The 19772-nt window shown below is 61.5% G+C and carries 20 protein-coding genes; 17 read left to right on the forward strand and 3 right to left on the reverse strand.

Annotated elements, in window-relative coordinates; genetic code table 11:
- Positions 1–45: 45 nt before the first annotated feature.
- Entirely contained in the window at positions 46–1266 is a 1221-nt protein-coding gene (gene fabB / locus Q9R34_RS14910) for a beta-ketoacyl-ACP synthase I (protein ID WP_033750590.1), read from the forward strand.
- Between the two features lie 97 nt (positions 1267–1363).
- Complete coding sequence (locus Q9R34_RS14915) at positions 1364–2539, forward strand: arabinose transporter (protein WP_485894700.1); 1176 nt, start codon at positions 1364–1366, stop codon at positions 2537–2539.
- A gap of 17 nt (positions 2540–2556) precedes the next feature.
- Here the strand turns inward: Q9R34_RS14915 and flk are convergent, their stop codons facing one another.
- Positions 2557–3588, reverse strand: a complete 1032-nt coding sequence (gene flk / locus Q9R34_RS14920; RefSeq protein ID WP_485894701.1) for a flagella biosynthesis regulator Flk — start codon at positions 3586–3588, stop codon at positions 2557–2559.
- A gap of 100 nt (positions 3589–3688) precedes the next feature.
- Positions 3689–4585, reverse strand: a complete 897-nt coding sequence (locus Q9R34_RS14925) for a DMT family transporter (RefSeq protein ID WP_485894703.1) — start codon at positions 4583–4585, stop codon at positions 3689–3691.
- Positions 4586–4679: 94 nt separating this feature from the next.
- Here Q9R34_RS14925 and Q9R34_RS14930 point away from each other — a divergent pair, with 94 nt between their 5' ends.
- The 15 genes from Q9R34_RS14930 (at position 4680) to hisP (ending at position 18785) form a co-directional block, all read left to right on the forward strand.
- Positions 4680–5459 (forward strand): AraC family transcriptional regulator, encoded by a 780-nt coding sequence (locus Q9R34_RS14930; RefSeq protein WP_485894705.1) that lies wholly within the window; start codon positions 4680–4682, stop codon positions 5457–5459.
- Between the two features lie 58 nt (positions 5460–5517).
- Positions 5518–6651: a 4-phosphoerythronate dehydrogenase PdxB gene (gene pdxB / locus Q9R34_RS14935; RefSeq protein ID WP_485894779.1), complete on the forward strand. Its 1134-nt coding sequence runs from the start codon at positions 5518–5520 to the stop codon at positions 6649–6651.
- 104 nt (positions 6652–6755) lie between these two features.
- Positions 6756–7766: an aspartate-semialdehyde dehydrogenase gene (locus Q9R34_RS14940; protein WP_485894707.1), complete on the forward strand. Its 1011-nt coding sequence runs from the start codon at positions 6756–6758 to the stop codon at positions 7764–7766.
- Positions 7766–8569 carry a tRNA pseudouridine(38-40) synthase TruA gene (gene truA / locus Q9R34_RS14945; RefSeq protein WP_434122757.1) on the forward strand — a complete coding sequence of 268 codons (804 nt, stop codon included), beginning with the start codon at positions 7766–7768 and terminating at the stop codon, positions 8567–8569. The genes Q9R34_RS14940 and truA overlap by 1 nt, the downstream gene beginning before the upstream one ends.
- 27 nt (positions 8570–8596) lie before the next feature.
- Positions 8597–9259 (forward strand): DedA family protein, encoded by a 663-nt coding sequence (locus Q9R34_RS14950; RefSeq protein WP_084882521.1) that lies wholly within the window; start codon positions 8597–8599, stop codon positions 9257–9259.
- Between the two features lie 150 nt (positions 9260–9409).
- Positions 9410–10321 carry an acetyl-CoA carboxylase, carboxyltransferase subunit beta gene (gene accD / locus Q9R34_RS14955; RefSeq protein ID WP_485894709.1) on the forward strand — a complete coding sequence of 304 codons (912 nt, stop codon included), beginning with the start codon at positions 9410–9412 and terminating at the stop codon, positions 10319–10321.
- An 86-nt stretch (positions 10322–10407) separates the two neighbouring features.
- Positions 10408–11682: a bifunctional tetrahydrofolate synthase/dihydrofolate synthase gene (gene folC / locus Q9R34_RS14960; RefSeq protein WP_434122759.1), complete on the forward strand. Its 1275-nt coding sequence runs from the start codon at positions 10408–10410 to the stop codon at positions 11680–11682.
- Positions 11672–12451 carry a cell division protein DedD gene (gene dedD, locus Q9R34_RS14965; RefSeq protein ID WP_485894711.1) on the forward strand — a complete coding sequence of 260 codons (780 nt, stop codon included), beginning with the start codon at positions 11672–11674 and terminating at the stop codon, positions 12449–12451. The genes folC and dedD overlap by 11 nt, the downstream gene beginning before the upstream one ends.
- A gap of 252 nt (positions 12452–12703) precedes the next feature.
- Positions 12704–13189, forward strand: coding sequence for a colicin V production protein (gene cvpA, locus Q9R34_RS14970; protein WP_485894713.1), 486 nt, complete (start codon positions 12704–12706; stop codon positions 13187–13189).
- A gap of 36 nt (positions 13190–13225) precedes the next feature.
- A complete protein-coding gene (gene purF / locus Q9R34_RS14975; protein ID WP_434122761.1) occupies positions 13226–14743 on the forward strand; it encodes an amidophosphoribosyltransferase in 1518 nt (505 codons plus the stop codon).
- Positions 14744–14855: 112 nt separating this feature from the next.
- Positions 14856–15425 (forward strand): UbiX family flavin prenyltransferase, encoded by a 570-nt coding sequence (locus Q9R34_RS14980; RefSeq protein ID WP_485894716.1) that lies wholly within the window; start codon positions 14856–14858, stop codon positions 15423–15425.
- A gap of 268 nt (positions 15426–15693) precedes the next feature.
- The gene (gene argT / locus Q9R34_RS14985) at positions 15694–16476 is read left to right on the forward strand and encodes a lysine/arginine/ornithine ABC transporter substrate-binding protein ArgT (protein WP_434122763.1); all 783 of its coding nucleotides are present in this window, start codon (positions 15694–15696) and stop codon (positions 16474–16476) included.
- A 127-nt stretch (positions 16477–16603) separates the two neighbouring features.
- A complete protein-coding gene (locus Q9R34_RS14990) occupies positions 16604–17290 on the forward strand; it encodes a histidine ABC transporter permease HisQ (protein ID WP_033750538.1) in 687 nt (228 codons plus the stop codon).
- The gene (locus tag Q9R34_RS14995; protein ID WP_434122764.1) at positions 17287–18003 is read left to right on the forward strand and encodes an ABC transporter permease; all 717 of its coding nucleotides are present in this window, start codon (positions 17287–17289) and stop codon (positions 18001–18003) included. The genes Q9R34_RS14990 and Q9R34_RS14995 overlap by 4 nt, the downstream gene beginning before the upstream one ends.
- An 8-nt stretch (positions 18004–18011) precedes the next feature.
- On the forward strand, positions 18012–18785 hold the full coding sequence (hisP, locus tag Q9R34_RS15000; RefSeq protein WP_485894719.1) for a histidine ABC transporter ATP-binding protein HisP: 774 nt from the start codon (positions 18012–18014) through the stop codon (positions 18783–18785).
- Positions 18786–18831: 46 nt separating this feature from the next.
- Here the strand turns inward: hisP and Q9R34_RS15005 are convergent, their stop codons facing one another.
- A complete protein-coding gene (locus Q9R34_RS15005; protein WP_485894721.1) occupies positions 18832–19752 on the reverse strand; it encodes a TIGR01777 family oxidoreductase in 921 nt (306 codons plus the stop codon).
- Positions 19753–19772: the final 20 nt, after the last annotated feature.

The following is a 19772-nucleotide window of genomic DNA, read 5'->3' on the forward strand; positions in this document are numbered from 1 at the left end:
TAGAGTGCACGTCAATCCAAAAAGAAGTGGAATGAGGACAACTGAATGAAACGTGCAGTGATTACTGGCCTGGGGATTGTTTCCAGCATTGGTAATAACCAGCAGGAAGTGCTCGCTTCTCTGCGTGAAGGCCGTTCCGGCATTACCTTCTCCCAGGAGATGAAGGATTCCGGCATGCGTAGTCACGTCTGGGGTAACGTCAAACTGGATACCACCGGCCTTATCGATCGCAAGATTGTGCGTTTTATGAGTGATGCGTCCATCTATGCCTACCTCTCCATGGAAGAAGCGATCAAAGATTCCGGTCTGACCGACGAACAGTATCAGAGCAACCCGCGCGTGGGTCTGATCGCCGGCTCCGGCGGCGGTTCACCGCGCTTCCAGGTGTTCGGCGCTGACGCGATGCGCAGCCCGCGCGGTCTGAAAGCGGTCGGCCCCTACGTGGTGACCAAAGCGATGGCGTCTGGCGTTTCTGCCTGCCTCGCTACGCCGTTTAAAATCCACGGCGTAAACTACTCTATCAGCTCCGCCTGTGCGACCTCCGCGCACTGTATCGGCAATGCGGTTGAGCAGATCCAGCTCGGCAAACAGGACATCGTCTTTGCCGGCGGCGGCGAAGAGCTCTGCTGGGAAATGGCCTGCGAGTTCGACGCCATGGGCGCGCTCTCCACGAAATATAACGACGCGCCGGAAAAAGCGTCTCGCACCTATGACAGCGAGCGCGACGGCTTTGTCATCGCTGGCGGCGGCGGCATGGTAGTGGTGGAAGAGCTGGAGCACGCGCTGGCGCGCGGTGCGCACATCTACGCTGAAATCGTCGGCTACGGCGCCACCTCTGACGGCGCGGATATGGTCGCGCCATCGGGCGAAGGCGCGGTGCGCTGCATGAAGATGGCGATGCACGGCGTGGATACGCCGATCGATTATCTCAACAGCCACGGCACCTCCACGCCGGTGGGCGACGTGAAAGAGCTGGGCGCTATCCGTGAAGTTTTCGGCGACAACACGCCGGCTATTTCCGCTACCAAAGCGATGACCGGCCACTCACTGGGCGCGGCGGGCGTACAGGAAGCGATCTACACCCTGCTGATGCTGGAGCACGGCTTTATCGCGCCGAGCATCAACATCGAAACGCCGGACCCGGCGGCGGAAGGCATGAACATCGTCACTAAACCGACGGAAAAAGCGCTGACCACCGTGATGTCCAACAGCTTCGGCTTCGGCGGCACCAACGCCACCCTGACGATGCGTAAGTTTCAGGCATAATTGCTAAAAATGTTTTATAAAGGGCCGGTCTGACCGGCCCTTTTTGTTTTTGTGGATCGGGTGCAGGCGCGTTTGACAACAGGGAGCTTCGTCCGTTATGACCACCACCGCAACTGAACCGCAGGCCGCATCTACCTTGCCGCTGGCCTGCTCCTCGCTGGCCGTCTTTATGACCTATCTCACCGCCGGGCTGGCGCTGCCGGTTATTCCGCTCTATGTGCATCAGGAACTGGGTATGAATAACGTGATGGTCGGCGTCGCGGTGGGCATACAGTTTTTCGCCACCCTGCTGACGCGCGGCTTTGCTGGTCGCCGCGCCGATCGGCACGGGGCGAAGCGCACTACCCAGCAGGGGATGCTGGCGATTATGCTGGTGGGTGTCGCCTACCTCGCCGCCGCGCTGCTGCCAGCCCCGGCGCTGGTTAAATTCGCGCTGCTGGCGCTGGGGCGTCTGCTGCTCGGCTTCGGCGAAAGCCTGCTGCTTACCGGCAACCTGACGTGGGGGCTGGGGCTGGTGGGCGCCAGGCGATCCGGCCTGGTGATGTCGTGGAACGGCATGGCGATCTACGGCGCGCTGGCGGCTGGCGCGCCGCTCGGCCTGATGCTGCATCAGCACGGCGGCTTTGCGCTGCTGAGCGCGGTAGCCACGGCGCTGCCGCTGGTGGCGCTGGCGCTCAACAGTACTATCCGGCCGGTGCCGGTGGTGGGCGGCGAGCGGCCTTCGCTGTTCAGCGTGATCCGCACCATTTTTCAGCCGGGCCTCGCGCTGGCGCTGCAGGGCGTCGGCTTTGCGGTGATCGGCACCTTCACCTCGCTCTACTTCGCCGCGCAGCAGTGGGGCAACGCGGGCTTTACCCTGACGGCATTCGGCGTCGCCTTTGTGCTGGTGCGTCTGCTGTTCGGCGGCATGCCGGATCGGCACGGCGGTATTCGCGTCGCGCTGGTTTCGCTGCTGGTGGAGGCGGCAGGTCTGCTGCTGCTGGCGTGCGCTGCTGAAGGCGGGACAGCGCTTATCGGGGCGGCGTTGACCGGCTGCGGCTGTTCGCTGATTTTCCCGGCGCTGGGCGTGGAGGTGGTGAAACGCGTTTCGCCGCAGGTGCGCGGCACGGCGCTAGGCGGTTTCTCCGCCTTTCAGGATGTCGCCTACGGCGCCAGCGGGCCGATTGCCGGACTGCTGGCGACCGCGCTTGGCTACGGCTCGGTCTATGTGGCTGGCGCCTGCTGCGCGCTGCTGGGCATCTTCATTACCGGGCGTTTTTCGCGCCGCGCCTGAAGTGCGCGGCGGCTCAATCAGATCACCAGCCAGAGCAGTAAGAGGACGACGATCAGCGCCGCGGCGATGCCCAGCATTGGGCGCTGCGCCAGCGGCTGGGGCAGCACGGCGATAAAAGGTGCCCAGATGGGCTGCGGGCGCAGCGCGCTGTCGGCCAGCGGCTGTTCCTGATGCCTTTCGGCGCGGCGCGCAAAAAGATGGTTGAGCAGATCCTGGGTCTGCGCCGGGGTCAGAATCGTCTGCGGCGTCGCCTGGAAGCGCTGCAGGCTGTAATCCTCCAGCTGCTGGCGTTCATTGCTATCAAGCGGCTGCTTCAGCGAGGCCTCGAGCACCTGCAGGGTAGGGGCGCTGTGCTGGCTCAGCGTCTGACGCACCTGCAAATATTGCGTCAAAAGCGGGAAGTGGCGCGACGGAATGGGGTCGCCGCTGGTGAGGTTGGCCAGCTTCAGCGCTGAAGCCCAGATCTTGCCGGTGGATTCACCGGTCGCAGCGGCCAGCCGCGCGATCTGCTGGTTCAGCGTCTGGTGCTCGGCAGGCAGCAGCGTGCGGTCGGTGGTGCGCGACTGCTGGGGCTGCGGAATTGCCATCTGGCCGTTCTGCAGCATGGTCAGCACCTGACGCAGCTGATCCTGCGAAAGGGAACTCAGCACCGTCTGGCCGAACTGCTGACGAATAAAATCGCTGACCGCCTGACGATTATTGCCCTGCGGCAGCAGATCGGTGAGCTGAGTCAGCAGCTGACGCGTGGCGCGTCCGGTCTCCGCCTGCGTCAGACGGCTATTAAGGTACTGTTCCGCCGCCGGGAAATGGCGCGACTGCAGCTCCGCCTCGCTTTTTACCCCTACTTCGCGCTGCACGCCTGCCCAGAGTTCAGGCGCTTTTAAGGTGCTGAGAGAGATAATGCGCACGATTAGGCGTTCCAGCGTGGTGCGCTGGGCCGGTGAGAGTGGCTGGTCGCCAGGCGCCGCGCCGGGAGGGGACGCGCCGTTTAACGGCGGAACAGCAGAACGATCGCCCATCGGCGCACCGGGGCCGCTAAGAGGTTGCATGGCGGAATCCTTGAAAACAAGACAGCGTGGGGTGCGCCGGAAAAAAGATGCGCCATGATAGCAAAAGCCCCCGAGAAATCCCACGGGGGTCTCTGTTTATTCAGCCGGGCGTCGGCTCCGCCTCAGGACGCCTGAGCGGCGTCTTCAGACGCTGAGCGAGGATGACGCCCACCAGCGTCATGGCGCCGCCGATCCAGTGATAAGCGCGCAGCTGTTCATGCAGAAACAGCACCGCGATGATGGCGGTAAAGGCGGGAACCAAATTCATAAAAATGCTGGTGGTGCTGGCGCCCAGACGCTGCACGCCGAGGATCCACAAGAAGGGCGCGATAATCGAGGCGAACAGCCCGGCAAACAGTACCAGCGGGATATTCTGCGCGTCGAGCGCGACGCTGGGCGCGTGCAGAAATCCCGGCAGCAGCAGCAGCACGCCAAAAAAGATTTGCACGTAGAGGCTTTGCCAGGTTGGCAGGGCGATTGCCCAGCGTTTAGTCAGCACGCCGTAGAGCGCGTAGGAGGTTGAGGCGGCCAGCATCATCAGCTCGCCGCTGCCGAGGCGCTGGTGCAGCAGCTGGGCGGGGTGGCCTGCGCTCACTAGCCACACCAGCCCCACGAACGACAGCACGCCGCCGATGAGAATGCCGCGCGTCGGCGCCAGCCGCAGCAGCACCAGGCTCAGCAGAATGGTGAGCAGCGGGATAGTGGCGCCAAGAATGCCCATCATCACCGCCGAAACGCTGTGCGCCGCGTAGTAGGCCAGGCTCTGGTAGAGCACCATGCCGAGCAGGCCGAGTATCAGCAGGCGTCCCAGGCTGGCGCGGATGGCACGGCGATGTCGCCACACGCCCGGCAGCGCAAAGGGCGTGAGCACCACCAGCGCCAGCAGCCAGCGGTAAAATGAGATGGCGGCGGGATCGATGCTGCCGGCGGAAAGCTTGCTGACGATGGTGTTCACCGACCAGATCAGCACCGCCAGCAGTGGAAAAAGTAAATTCATGCTCTTCTCCTGGAGAGGTAGGCGACCAGTTTACTTTTGACCGCTTTTAGGGAGATAGTTAAAAACAGACAAAAAACGTTGCTGACCGGACAGAATGAGTTTACAGGTTAAATACCAGCCGCCCGAAGATGCGCTGCGGCTTCGCTACTTTATGCGCTATGAACAAACCAATGCGAAAACCGAATATCTGCCGCACGCCCATGAATGGGGGCAGGTGATCTTTGTGACGCGTCACGTGCTGGAGATGAACGTCGCGGGTGAACGGCTGCTGACGCCCGCCAGTATCCCCATCTGGATCCCGCCGCGACAGCAGCACGCCAGCTACAACCATCAGCAGGCGCAGTTCCGCACCTTTAATCTCGCCGCCGCGCTGTGCGACGGCCTGCCGCAGCAGGCGTGCCTGCTGAACGTCGACGCCATCGTGCATGCGATTATGGACGAATTTGCGCGCCTCGGCCTTGAACAGCCTGAGAGCGCGGAGCAGTGGCGGCTGTGCGAGGTGCTGCGCGATCGGCTGCGGCTGGCGCCGGTGCAGGAGAGCTATTTGCCGGGTTCGCAGGATAAGTTTCTCGCGCCCGTGCTGCACGCGCTGGAGGCGTATCCCGGTGACAACACCACGCTGGCGGAGTGGGCGGCGCGGGTCTTTACCACGGAGCGCACCCTGGCGCGCCGCTGCCGTCAGGAGCTGCATATGTCCTTCGGCGAGTGGCGCCAGCGGCTGCGTTTTCTGCACGCCGTCGCGCAGCTGGGGCAGGGCAAAAGCGTGCAGGCGATTGCGCACGATCTCGGCTATAGCTCGGCGTCGGCGCTGATCGTCATGTTCCAGCAGCAGGCGGGCACCACGCCGGATCGCTACCGCGCACGCCTGGGTTAACCGGCGCGTTTGTGCCACAATAACGCATCTCAATAACGCAACCAGCAGGAAAGCCGTGGTGAAGATTCTTGTCGATGAAAATATGCCCTATGCGCGCGAGCTGTTCAGCCGTACCGGCAGGGTGCTGGCGGTGCCGGGTCGTCCGCTGCCGCAGCAGGAGCTGGATGATGCCGACGGCCTGATGGTGCGCTCGGTGACGCAGGTCAATGAAGCGCTGCTGGCGGGCAAGCCGGTGAAGTTCGTCGGCACCGCCACGGCGGGCACCGACCATATTGACGACGCCTGGCTGGAACAGGCGGGCATCGCCTTCTCCGCCGCGCCGGGCTGCAACGCTATCGCGGTGGTGGAGTATGTCTTCTCCGCGCTGCTGCTGCTGGCGGAGCGCGACGGCTTTGCGCTGCGCGACCGCACCGTCGGCATCGTCGGCGTCGGCAACGTCGGCGGTCGGCTGCAAAAACGGCTGGAAGCCTGGGGCGTGAAAACCCTGCTGTGCGATCCGCCGCGCGCCGATCGCGGCGACGCAGGCGACTTCCGTTCGCTCGACGCGCTGGTGGCGGAGGCGGATATCCTAACCTTCCATACGCCGCTGTTCAAAGAGGGGCCCTATAAAAGCTGGCATCTCGCCGATGCGGCGCTGCTGATGGCGCTGAAGCCCAACGCCATTCTGATCAACGCCTGCCGCGGGCCGGTGGTGGATAACGCCGCGCTGCTGGAGGTGCTGAAGATGCGCGCCGACCTCAGCGTGGTGCTCGACGTCTGGGAGCCGGAACCGGCGCTGTCGCTCGACCTGCTGGATCGCATAGATATCGGCACTGCCCATATCGCTGGCTATACGCTGGAGGGGAAAGCGCGCGGCACCACCCAGGTATTCGAAGCCTGGTGCGACTTCCTCGGCCAGCCGCAGCAGGTGCCGCTCAGCGAGCTGCTGCCAGCGCCGGAATTCAGCAGCATCACGCTCAACGGCCCGCTCGATCAGCCAACGCTGAAACGTCTGGCGCATCTGGTGTATGATGTGCGCCGCGACGACGCACCGCTGCGTAAAGTGGCGGCGAAACCCGGCGAATTCGACCGCCTGCGCAAAACCTATCAGGAGCGCCGCGAGTGGTCATCGCTGGAGGTGATCTGCAACGACGCAGAAACCGCCAGCCTGTTGAACGCCCTCGGTTTTTGCGCGCGTCTCAACAACAGCTAAATTAATCTTCTCGCCGCGCCGGACGCGGCGGGGGATAATTCCGAAACCTGGGCGGTGAATATCACCGCCTTCTGTTTTTATGTCATTGTCTGGAGTAAACCAACATGTCTGACGGCTGGAATATTGCGCTACTTGGCGCGACAGGCGCAGTAGGGAACGCTGTACTGGAACTGCTGGCGGAACGCCAGTTCCCGGTTGGTGAATTGTATCTGCTGGCGAGTGAAAACAGCGCCGGCGAAACGCTGCGTTTCGACGGGCGCTCGCTGCGCGTCGAAAACGCAGCCGGTTTTGACTGGTCGCAGGCGCAGCTCGCCTTTTTCGTCGCCGGACGCGACGCCTCGGCGCGCTATGCCGACGAGGCCGCCAGCGCCGGTTGCCTGGTGATCGACAGCAGCGACTGCTTTGCGCTGTCGCCGGACGTGCCGCTGGTGGTGCCGGACGTTAATCCGCAGGTGCTGGCGGACTACCGCAACCGTAACCTGGTGAGCGTCGCCGACAGCCTGACCAGTCAGCTGCTCAGCGCCATCAAGCCGCTGGTTGACGCGGCGGGCCTGGGCCGTTTGCAGGTCACTAACCTGCTCTCCGTCTCCAGCCACGGCAAAAGCGCGGTCGACGGCCTGGCGGGCGAGAGCGCGCGACTGCTTAACGGCGTGCCGGCGGAAGAGCACTTTTTTGGCCGTCAGCTGGCGTTTAACCTGCTGCCGCAGCAGGCCGACGCGGAGGGCAGCGTCGCCAGCGAACGTCGCCTGGTTGAGCAGGTGCGTAAGGTGCTGCAGGACGACGGGCTGCCGATAGCGGTCACCAGCGTGCAGGCGCCGGTGTTTTACGGCAACGCGCAGATCGTGCACCTGGAGAGCCTGCGTCCGCTGTCGGCGGACGAGGCGCGCGCCGAGCTGGCGCAGGTGGCCGATATCAACCTGAGCGACGAGGAGAGCTATCCGACGCAGGTGGGCGACGCTTCTGGCAACGAACAGCTCAGCATCGGCTGCGTGCGTAACGACTACGGCATTCCCGAGCTGCTGCAGTTCTGGTCGGTGGCGGACAACATTCGCTTCGGCGGCGCGCTGATGGCGGTGAAAACGGCTGAGAAGCTGGTGCAGGAGTACCTCTGGTAATGTCGGAAGGTCAGACCTATAAGCTGGCGCTGGGCGTCGAGTATGACGGCAGCCGCTACTACGGCTGGCAGCGCCAGCAGGAAGTGCGCAGCGTGCAGGAGAAGCTGGAAAAGGCGCTGTCGAAGGTGGCGAACCATGAGGTAAGCGTGTTCTGCGCGGGCCGTACCGACGCTGGCGTGCACGGCACCGGTCAGGTGGTGCACTTTGAAACCACGTCATCGCGCGCCGACGGCGCCTGGACGCTGGGCGTTAACGCCAACCTGCCGGAAGATATCGCCGTGCGCTGGGTAAAAGCGGTGCCGGACGACTTCCACGCGCGCTTCAGCGCGACGGCGCGGCGCTACCGCTACCTGATCTACAACCAGCGGCTGCGTCCGGCGATCCTGGGACGCGGCGTCACCCATTTTTATCATCCGCTGGATGCTGAGAAGATGCACCGCGCCGGGCAGTGCCTGCTGGGCGAAAACGACTTTACCTCGTTCCGCGCCGTGCAGTGCCAGTCGCGCACGCCGTGGCGCAACCTGATGCACCTGAAGGTCACGCGCCAGGGGGCGTTCGTTATCGTCGATATCAAGGCCAACGCCTTTGTGCATCACATGGTGCGCAATATCGTCGGTAGCCTGATGGAGATCGGCTGCGGCAACCAGCCGGAGGAGTGGATGGCGACGCTGCTGGCGGCGAAAGATCGCACCCTGGCGGCGGCGACGGCGAGAGCGGAAGGACTCTATTTAGTGGCGGTGGATTATCCGTCGCATTTTGCGTTACCCGAACCGCCAATGGGGCCGTTGTTCCTGGTGGATTAATTAAGCAGGTCATTTCAGAGAGGCGTTATGGAGTTCGTCCATTTTTTGGTTGATTTTATTCTGCATATTGATGTGCATCTGGCCGAGCTGGTTGCGCAGTACGGCATCTGGATTTACGCCATTCTGTTCCTGATCCTGTTTTGCGAAACCGGGCTGGTGGTCACGCCTTTCCTGCCGGGCGACTCGCTGCTGTTTGTGGCGGGCGCGCTGGCGGCGCTGCCGGGCAACGATCTCAATGTCCACCTGATGGCGGCGCTGCTGGTGGTGGCCGCCGTGCTGGGCGACGCGGTGAACTACACCATCGGGCGTCTGTTCGGCGAGCGCCTGTTCAGCAACCCGAACTCGCGCATCTTCCGCCGCAGCTATCTCGATAAAACCCATGCGTTTTACGATCGCCACGGCGGCAAAACCATTATCCTGGCGCGTTTCGTGCCGATTGTGCGCACCTTTGCGCCTTTCGTCGCCGGCATGGGGCATATGTCCTATCGCCATTTCGCCCTGTTTAACGTCGCTGGCGCGCTGGCGTGGGTGCTGCTGTTCTCCTACGCAGGCTATCTGTTTGGCGACCTGCCGGTGGTGCAGGAGAACCTTAAGCTGCTGATCGTGGGGATTATTGTGGTGTCGGTGCTGCCCGGCGTGATCGAAGTGTGGCGTCACCGCCGCCAGGCAAAACAGAGCAAACAGCCGTAACAGGTTCGGTCGCGCCGCGGTTAGACCAGATTTTTATCCACAGTCGGAATGGGTTGTGGTTTAATGAGCGACATTTCATGTCTGCTGAAGCGGTTTTCAGCGGCAAATAAGATGACTGGACCAGGTCAGTTTTAAACAAAAAGGTCTTCAATGAGCTGGATTGAACGCATTCTTAATAAAAGCAACGTTACGCCTGCACGCCGTGCCAGCATCCCGGAAGGGGTCTGGACCAAGTGCGACAGCTGCGGTCAGGTTCTGTACCGCGCCGAGCTGGAGCGTAATCTTGAGGTCTGCCCGAAGTGCGACCATCACATGCGCATGCACGCCCGCGAGCGCCTCAACAGCCTGCTCGACCAGGGCACGCAGACCGAGCTGGGCAGCGAGCTGGAGCCGAAGGATATCCTGAAATTCCGCGACTCCAAGAAGTATAAGGATCGCCTTGCCGCTGCGCAGAAAGAGACAGAAGAGAAAGACGCGCTGGTCGTCATGAAAGGTCAGCTGCATGGCATGCCGGTTGTGGCCGCCGCATTCGAGTTCGCCTTTATGGGCGGCTCAATGGGTTCGGTGGTCGGTGCGCGCTTCGTGCGTGCGGTCGAGCAGGCGCTGGAAGACAATTGTCCGCTGATCTGCTTCTCCGCCAGCGGCGGCGCACGTATGCAGGAAGCGCTGATGTCGCTGATGCAGATGGCGAAAACCAGCGCCGCGCTGGCCAAAATGCAGGAGCGTGGTCTGCCCTATATTTCGGTGCTGACCGACCCGACCATGGGCGGCGTTTCCGCCAGCTTCGCGATGCTGGGCGACCTTAACGTCGCTGAGCCGAAGGCGCTTATCGGCTTCGCCGGTCCGCGCGTTATCGAGCAGACCGTACGTGAAAAACTGCCGCCGGGCTTCCAGCGCAGCGAGTTCCTGATTGAGAAGGGCGCGATCGATATGATCATTCGCCGCCCGGAAATGCGTTATAAACTGGCGAGCCTGCTGGCGAAGATGATGAATCTTCCCGCGCCGCTGCACGATGGCGAACTGACCGCGCCTGCGGAAGCGCCGGAAAGCAACGAGGCCTGACAGGAGAGAGAGGCGCGCGCGCCGCGCCTTTCACCAATGCACCGTCGAACCGGCTGAACCGGGTCAAAATCTGTTAAACGGGACATATGGACACTCTTCACCTTCCTCAAGCCACGTCGCCTTTGGCCACGTGGCTTTACTATCTTGAGCATCTGCACACGCAGACCATCGAGCTGGGCCTGGATCGCATTCGCTGCGTCGCGCAGCGCCTCGACCTGTTAAAACCCGCACCCTTCGTCTTCACCGTCGCCGGCACCAACGGCAAAGGCACCACCTGCCGTACGCTGGAAACGCTGCTGATGGCGGCGGGCTACCGCGTCGGCGTCTACAGCTCGCCGCATCTGGTGCGCTATACCGAACGCGTGCGCGTGCAGGGCGAAGAGCTTGACGAAGCGCTGCATACCGCCAGCTTTGCCAAAATCGAAGCGGGACGCGGCGACGTCTCCCTGACCTATTTTGAATTCGGCACGCTCTCCGCGCTGAACCTGTTTCAACAGGCGCAGCTCGATGTGGCGATCCTTGAAGTCGGGCTGGGTGGCCGCCTGGACGCTACCAATATTGTCGACGCTGACGTGGCAGTGGTGACCAGCATCGCGCTGGATCATACCGACTGGCTCGGCCCCGACCGTGAGAGCATCGGCCGCGAGAAAGCGGGCGTGTTTCGCGGCGGCAAGCCTGCGGTGGTCGGTGAGCCAGATATGCCCGCCAGCATCGCCGCCGTCGCGGCGGAGAAGGGCGCATTGCTGTTGCGGCGCGACCACGACTGGCGCTACAGCCAGCAGCCGGAAAGCTGGGCCTACCGCGACGCGCAGGGCGAGCTGAACGATCTGCCGCTGCCGCAGGTGCCGCTGCCCAATGCGGCTACGGCGCTGGCGGCGCTGCGTGCCTCCGGCCTGAAGGTCAGCGAAGCGATTATCCGCCATACCCTGCCGCTGGCGATCCTGCCTGGCCGTTTTCAGACGGTAAGCGAATCGCCGCGCGTGATCCTCGACGTAGCGCATAATCCGCATGCGGCGAGCTATCTGGCGTCGCGCCTGGCGCAGCTGCCGAAACGCGGCCGGGTGCATGCGGTGGTAGGGATGCTGCATGACAAAGATATTGCCGGCACGCTGGCGGCGCTGGCGCCGCAGATCGATCGCTGGTACTGCGCGCCGCTTGACGGTCCGCGCGGTGCCACTGCAGATGAGCTGATGGCGCATCTGCCTCGCGACGCGGCCACCGCCTTTGCCGACGTGGAGAGCGCCTGGCAGGCGGCGCGCGGCCAGGCCGAGGCGCAGGAGATCGTGCTGGTATGTGGATCTTTCCATACCGTGGCGCAGGTCATGGAATCGACAGAGACGGAGAAAGGTCGTGGCAAGTAAGTTTCAGAACCGCCTGGTCGGCACCATTATTCTGGTGGCGGTCGGCGTGATTGTGCTGCCGGGCCTGCTGGACGGCAAAAAGAAGCACTACAAAGAGGAGTTCGCAGCGATCCCGCTGGTGCCGAAGCCGGACGATCAGCAGGATAGCGAGATGGTGCCGCCGGTAACCCAGCCGCTACCGGCGCAGCCGCCGCAGGGCGCGGGCAGCGCGGTAAGCAGCGGCGGCAGCGCCGTCAACAACCCGGTTGCCGAGCAGGGCAACGCCACGCCGCAGCGCGAAAGCGAGCCCAGCGTAGTGACGCCGCCGCCGGTGCATCAGAATACGCCGGCGAAACCGCGTCAGGTTGAGCAGCCGAAAACCCGGCCGGCGGAAACGCCGAAAGCGAGACCGGTCGAGCAGCCAAAAGCGCAGGCGAAACCGGTCGAGCAGCCGAAAACGGCTGAGTCGAAGCCGGTGGAAACGAAGCAGAGCGAACCCGCGAAGCCGGTGGAAACGCCGAAGGCCGCCGAGCAGAGCGCGCCTGCCGGTCAGGCTTACGTGGTGCAGCTCGGCGCGCTGAAAAATGCGGCGAAGGTCAGCGAAATTGTGGCGAAGCTGCGTCTGTCGGGCTACCGCGCCTTTACCGTGCCGTCGACGCCGGTGCAGGGCCAAATCACCCGTATCTATGTCGGTCCGGACGCCTCGAAAGCCAAACTGCAGGGCTCCCTTTCCGAGCTGCAAAGCGTCTCCGGCCTCGGCGGCGTGGTGAAGCCCTACAGCGCGCGCTGAGGCATCAATTGGCGCCGCCTATGGCATAAACAGGCGGCGCCGCACGCAGGGTTAAAGCTGCGCTGCGCATGATAATTAGTTTTGATTCAACGGCTTGAAGGGTTGAATCTTCAGAGGGCGAGGAAAGTTTTTTTCATCGCCCTTTTTATGGAAGGTGAAAAGGAAAAGCGCTACGCAAACGTTTTCTTTTTCTGTTAGAATGCGCCCCGAACTGGATGCAGGGGTGCAAACGCACTGGCGCTGGAAGAGTTCATGATCTGGATTGATTACGTCATTATTGCGGTAGTTGGTTTTTCGGCTCTGGTCAGCCTGATTCGAGGGTTTGTCCGCGAAGCCTTATCTCTCGTTACCTGGGGATGCGCGTTTTTTGTCGCCAGTCATTACTACGCCTACCTTGCAGTCTGGTTTACAGGTTTTGACGACGAACTGGTGCGTAACGGCATCGCCATCGCGGTGCTGTTCGTCGCGACGCTGATTGTCGGCGCGATAGTCAACTATGTGATCGGCTCGCTGGTTGAAAAGACCGGCCTGTCGGGAACCGACAGGGTGTTGGGGATCTGTTTCGGGGCGTTACGCGGCGTGCTGATCGTTAGCGCGATCCTTTTCTTCCTCGACACATTCACCGGCTTTTCCAAAAGTCCGGACTGGCAGCAGTCCCAGCTCATTCCCCAGTTCAGTTATATAATCAGATGGTTTTTTGACTACCTGAAAAGCACGTCGAGTTTTTTGCCCCGGTGACGCCACCGGGAGTGCGGCTAATGAGGAAATGACAACATGTGCGGTATTGTTGGTATCACCGGGTTTATGCCGGTCAACCAGTCGATCTATGATGCGTTAACGGTGCTGCAGCACCGCGGGCAGGACGCCGCAGGCATTTGTACTATCGATGCGCTGAAGTGCTTCCGTCTGCGTAAGGCGAACGGCCTCGTCAGCGATGTCTTTGAAGCTCGCCACATGCAGCGTCTGCAGGGCAATATGGGGATCGGCCACGTTCGCTACCCAACCGCAGGCAGCTCCAGCGCCTCTGAAGCGCAGCCGTTCTACGTTAACTCGCCGTACGGTATTACGCTGGCCCATAACGGCAACCTGACTAACGCGCACGACCTGCGCAAGCACCTGTTTGAAAAGGGCCGCCGTCACGTCAACACCACCTCAGACTCTGAAATCCTGCTGAATATCTTCGCGCAGGAGCTGGACCGTTTTCAGAACGACCCGCTGGAGTCGGACAACATTTTCGCTGCGGTGGCGGCGGTGCATCAGCAGGTGCGCGGCGCTTACGCCGTTGTCGCCATGATCATCGGCCACGGCATGGTCGCCTTCCGCGATCCCAACGGCATTCGTCCGCTGGTGCTGGGTAAGCGCGTGCTGCCTGACAGCCGCGTCGAGTATATGGTGGCCTCCGAGAGCGTGGCGCTTGATACGCTGGGCTTTGAGTTCCTGCGCGACGTCGCGCCGGGCGAAGGCGTCTATATCACCGAGCAGGGCCAGCTCTTTACGCGCCAGTGCGCCGAAAACCCGAAAAGTAACCCGTGCCTGTTCGAGTACGTCTACTTTGCGCGTCCCGATTCGTTCCTCGACAAAATCTCCGTCTACAGCGCGCGCGTGCGCATGGGCACCAAGCTGGGCGAGAAAATCGCTCGCGAGTGGGAAGATCTCGATATCGACGTGGTGATCCCGATTCCGGAAACCTCTACCGATATCGCGCTGGAGATCGCGCGCATTCTCGACAAGCCATATCGTCAGGGGTTTGTGAAAAACCGCTACGTCGGCCGCACCTTTATCATGCCGGGCCAGCAGCTGCGCCGCAGCGCCGTTCGCCGCAAGCTCAACGCCAACCGCGCTGAGTTCCGCGACAAGAACGTGCTGCTGGTGGATGACTCTATCGTGCGCGGCACCACCTCCGAGCAGATTATCGAGATGGCGCGCGAAGCGGGCGCGAAACGCGTTTACCTGGCGTCCGCCGCGCCGGAAATTCGCTTCCCGAACGTTTACGGCATCGATATGCCGAGCGCCACTGAGCTGATCGCGCACGGCCGTGAAGTCGATGAGATCTGTCAGCTGATCAAAGCTGACGCGCTGATCTTCCAGGATCTGGATGACCTGATCGAAGCGGTGCGCGAAGAGAACCCCGATATCGCCCAGTTTGAATGCTCGGTGTTCAACGGCGTCTACGTCACCAAAGATGTCGATCAGCAGTACCTGGAGTATCTCCAGTCGCTGCGCAACGACGACGCCAAAGCGCTGCAGCGCCAGAACGAAGTCGAGAACCTCGAGCTGCATAACGAAGGCTAAGCGCGTTCTCAGCGATAACAGGAAAAGCACGGGGCGGAGAAATCCGCCCCGTCTGTTTTCCTGTTCTGGCCCGCGCTATCATAGCGCCTCTCTGAACCCGCAAGGAATACGCATGAAACGACTCATCATTGGCATCTCTGGCGCAAGCGGCGCGATCTACGGCGTGCGGCTGCTGCAGGTGCTGCAACTGGTCAGCGAGGTGGAAACCCATCTGGTGATGAGTCCGGCGGCACGGCAGACGCTGAGCCTGGAAACCGACTACACGCTGCGCGAAGTGCAGGCGCTGGCCGATGTGGTGCACGACGTGCGCGATATCGCCGCCAGCATCTCGTCGGGATCGTTCAAGACCCTGGGCATGGCAATCCTGCCCTGCTCGATGAAAACCCTTTCCGGCATCGTGCACAGCTACAGCGACAGCCTGCTGACGCGCGCCGCCGACGTGGTGCTAAAAGAGCAGCGCAAGCTGGTGCTGGGCGTGCGTGAAACGCCGCTGCATATTGGTCATCTGCGTATGATGACCACCGCCGCTGAGCTGGGCGCGGTGATTATGCCGCCGGTGCCGGCGTTTTATCATCGCCCGCAGTCGATTATGGAACTGGTGGATCAGACGGTTAATCGCGTCGTCGATCAGTTCGACATTTCGCTGCCGCAGGATCTTTTTACGCGCTGGAACGGTGCATAACCGTCATATTTTGCACTTTTAAAGTGCAAATGCGCGCGGGCGATCACTCTTCGTGCATTTGGTGCACCAAAAGTTAACAAGGTCGCTTTTTCTCTCTGACATCACTGATATATTCCCCTCACAAACCCGGCGGCAATGCCTTGCTGGCGCGCCGCCGGGTGCGCGAATGGCTTGCATTGCTGGCATGAAATATGCAAGAAATATGTGGCTTAACAAGCGCAAACACATCACGCACCCATAACAAAAAGCACTTCACTGAGGGTAATCTATGAAAAAGCGAGTTCTGGCTCTTTCTCTCATGCTGGGCCTGACCAGCGCCGCCAGCGTTTTCGCCGCGGTGCCGTCGTCGATTCGCATTGGGACTGACCCGACTTACCCGCCGTTTGAATCGAAAAACGCGCAAGGAGAGCTCGTTGGCTTCGATATCGATCTCGCCAACGAAATCTGTAAACGCATTAATACGAAGTGCACCTATGTCGAAAGCGATTTCGACGCGCTGATCCCGTCGCTGAAAGCGAAGAAGATCGACGCCATCATCTCCTCGCTCTCCATTACTGCCAAGCGTCAGGAAGAGATCGCCTTCTCCGACAAACTCTACGCGGCCAACGCTCGCCTGGTGGCGCCGAAAGGATCAAAGATCCAGCCGACCATTGAGTCGCTGAAGGGTAAAAACATCGGCCTGCTGCAGGGCACTACGCAGGAAACCTACGCTAACCAGAACTGGCGCCCCAAAGGTGTCAACGTGACGCCTTACGCAAACCAGGATCTGGTTTATCAGGATCTGAACGCGGGCCGTATCGACGCGGCGTTTCAGGATGAAGTGCAGGCGAGCGAAGGCTTCCTCAAGCAGCCGGTAGGCAAGAACTACGCCTTCGCCGGTCCGGCGGTGAAAGACGACAAGATTTTTGGCGTCGGCACCGGCATGGGACTGCGTAAAGACGATAGCGAGCTGAAGGCGGCGATCGACAAAGCGTTCGAGGCGATGCGCAAAGACGGTACTTACGACAAGATCGCGAAAAAGTATTTTGATTTTAATGTGTACGGTGACTAACCCTGTCGACCTTTACCTGATCCTTCTGCGTTGAGCCGCATGGCACAACGCGCAATCTGGTCAGGACTGCCCGCTGGTGCGCCCGCGGGCAGGACATTAATGTTTTCTCCACGACAGGATCGATTACATGTTGTACGGCTATTCCGAGGTTATTCTCAAAGGCACCCTGGTGACGCTGGAGCTGGCGCTCAGCTCGGTGGTGCTGGCTGTTGTGCTCGGCCTGATCGGCGCGGGCGCAAAACTCTCCCGCAGTCGCCCGCTGGCGATGCTGTTTGAAGGCTATACCACGCTGATCCGCGGCGTGCCCGACCTGGTGCTGATGCTGCTGATTTTTTACGGCCTGCAGATCGCCCTTAACGCCCTGACCGACGCGATGGGCCTCGCCCAGTTCGATATCGACCCGATGGTAGCCGGTATCATTACGCTCGGCTTTATCTACGGCGCCTACTTCACCGAAACCTTTCGCGGCGCGTTTCTCGCCGTGCCGAAAGGGCAGATCGAAGCGGCTACCGCCTTCGGCTTTACCGGCTCGCAGGTTTTTCGCCGCATTCTGTTTCCCGGCATGATGCGCTACGCGCTGCCCGGTATCGGCAATAACTGGCAGGTGATCCTGAAAGCCACGGCGCTGGTGTCGCTGCTGGGGCTGGAGGATGTGGTGAAAGCGACGCAGCTGGCGGGTAAAAGCACCTGGCAGCCGTTCTACTTCGCCATCGTCGCCGGCGCGATCTATTTAATCTTTACCACGCTGTCGAACGGCGTGCTGTGGTGGCTGAATCGCCGCTACTCGGTCGGCGTAAAAAGGGCGGAGTTATGATCGATATTATTCAGGAGTACTGGAAATCCCTGCTCTGGACCGACGGCTATCGCTTTACCGGCGTCGCCATTACGCTGTGGCTGCTGATCCTGTCGGTGGTGATCGGCGGCTGCCTGGCGGTGCTGCTGGCCATTGCGCGCGTCTCGCCGAACCGTTTTATCAGCACGCCGGTCTGGCTGTTTACCTATGTGTTTCGCGGCACGCCGCTCTATGTGCAGCTGCTGGTGTTCTATTCCGGCATGTACACGCTAGAGGTGGTCAAAGGCTCGGAGCTGCTTAACGCCTTTTTCCGCAGCGGGCTGAACTGTACGCTGCTGGCCTTTACCCTTAATACCTGCGCCTACACCACAGAGATCTTCGCCGGGGCGATCCGCGCCGTGCCGCACGGCGAAATCGAGGCGGCGCGCGCCTACGGCTTCTCTACCTTTAAGCTCTACCGCTGCATTATCCTGCCGTCCGCGCTGCGTACCGCGCTGCCCGCCTACAGCAACGAGGTGATCCTGATGCTGCACTCGACGGCGCTCGCCTTTACCGCGACGGTGCCGGACCTGCTGAAGATCGCGCGCGATATTAACTCGGCGACCTATCAGCCCTTTACCGCCTTTGGTATCGCGGCGGTGCTCTACCTGATTATCTCTTATGTGCTGATTAGCCTGTTCCGTCTGGCGGAGCGTCGCTTCCTCGCACATATCAAACCTTCGTCATCGCATTGAGTAGAACTATGGCTGATAACAAATTAAGCGTGACCGAACTGCATAAGCGTTACGGTGACCATGAAGTATTAAAAGGGGTCTCTTTACAGGCCGATGCGGGCGATGTGATCAGCATCATCGGATCGTCAGGATCCGGCAAAAGTACCTTCCTGCGCTGCATTAACTTTCTGGAGAAGCCGAGCGAAGGCACCATTTCCGTGACCAACGAGCCGATCAGCCTGGTACGCGACGCCGACGGTCAGCTCAAGGTGGCTAACAAGGAGCAGCTGCGTTCGCTGCGCACCCGCCTCACCATGGTGTTTCAGCACTTTAATCTGTGGAGCCACATGACGGTGCTGGAGAACGTGATGGAGGCGCCGATTCAGGTGCTGGGACTGAGCAAAGCGGACGCCCGCGCCCGCGCCGTCAACTATCTCAATAAGGTTGGCATCGACGAGCGCGCGCAGGCGAAATATCCGGTGCACCTGTCGGGCGGTCAGCAGCAGCGCGTCTCAATTGCGCGCGCGCTGGCGATGGAGCCGGAGGTGCTGCTGTTTGACGAACCGACCTCGGCGCTCGATCCCGAGCTGGTGGGCGAAGTGCTGCGCATCATGCAGAAGCTGGCGGAAGAGGGCAAAACCATGGTGGTGGTGACCCACGAGATGGAGTTCGCGCGCCACGTCTCCAGCCACGTGATCTTCCTGCATCAGGGCAAGATTGAAGAGGAGGGGCCGCCGGAGGTGCTGTTCGGCAATCCGAAAAGCCCGCGCCTGCAGCAGTTTTTGAAGGGATCGCTGAAATAAAGGCCGCCTTCTCCGTCGCATGGAGAAGGCGGTAAGCAGTCCGACGCTACGCCGCGCCTTTGCCTGCAGATTTCCCGACTACATCCTGCAGCGCCTCCTGCAGATCGTACCAGCGAAAGCCGAAGCCGGAGGCCTCGAGCCGCTTCGGCAGTACATGCTGCCCGCCCAGCACCAGCACCGCCGATTCGCCCATCATCATTTTGATGGCGCTGGCGGGCGTGCGCATAAAGGCCGGGCGATGCATCACATGGCCGAGCGTGGCGGCGAACTGCTCGTTGCGCACCGCGTAGGGCGCCACCATATTAAACGGGCCGCTCAGGTCGTCGCGATCCAGCAGCCAGAGAATGGCGTTGACCATATCATCGATATGGATCCACGGCAGATACTGTTTGCCGCTGCCGACAGGGCCGCCGACGCCGAGCTTGAAGGGCAGCTTCATTTTGCCCAACGCGCCGCCTTCGCTGGCCAGCACCACGCCGGTGCGCAGCAGGCAGACGCGGGTGCGATCGCTCTGGGCGTTCAGCGCCAGCTGCTCCCAGCGTGCGCAGAGGCTGTGGGTGAACTCCTCCTGACCCTGGTCCTCCTCCGTCAGCACCAGCTCGCCGGTATCGCCATAGTAGCCGGTCGCCGACCCGGAGATCAGCACGCGCGGCGGTGTCTGGCTGGCATTGATCAGTGAGGCAATATGCTCGGTGATTTGCCAGCGGCTTTCGCACAGCCGCTGCTTCTGCTGTTCGGTCCAGCGCTTGTCGGCGATAGGCTCGCCAGCAAGATTAATTACCGCGTCCACTCCGTCGAGGTTTTGCTGCTGCGCCAGGCCTGACCAGAGCGCGACGCGCGCGTCGAGCTTCTCACGCGCGGCGGCGACATCGCGCGTGACCACGCTGACCTGGTGCCCCAGCGTCAGCAGGCGAGGAATAAGATGGCGGCCGATCAGCCCGGTGCCGCCGGTCATCAGTATGTGCATCTCGCGTCTCCTTATCATTT

Source organism: Enterobacter sp. BRE11, assembly GCF_031844285.1.
Classification (GTDB): Bacteria; Pseudomonadota; Gammaproteobacteria; order Enterobacterales; family Enterobacteriaceae; genus Pantoea.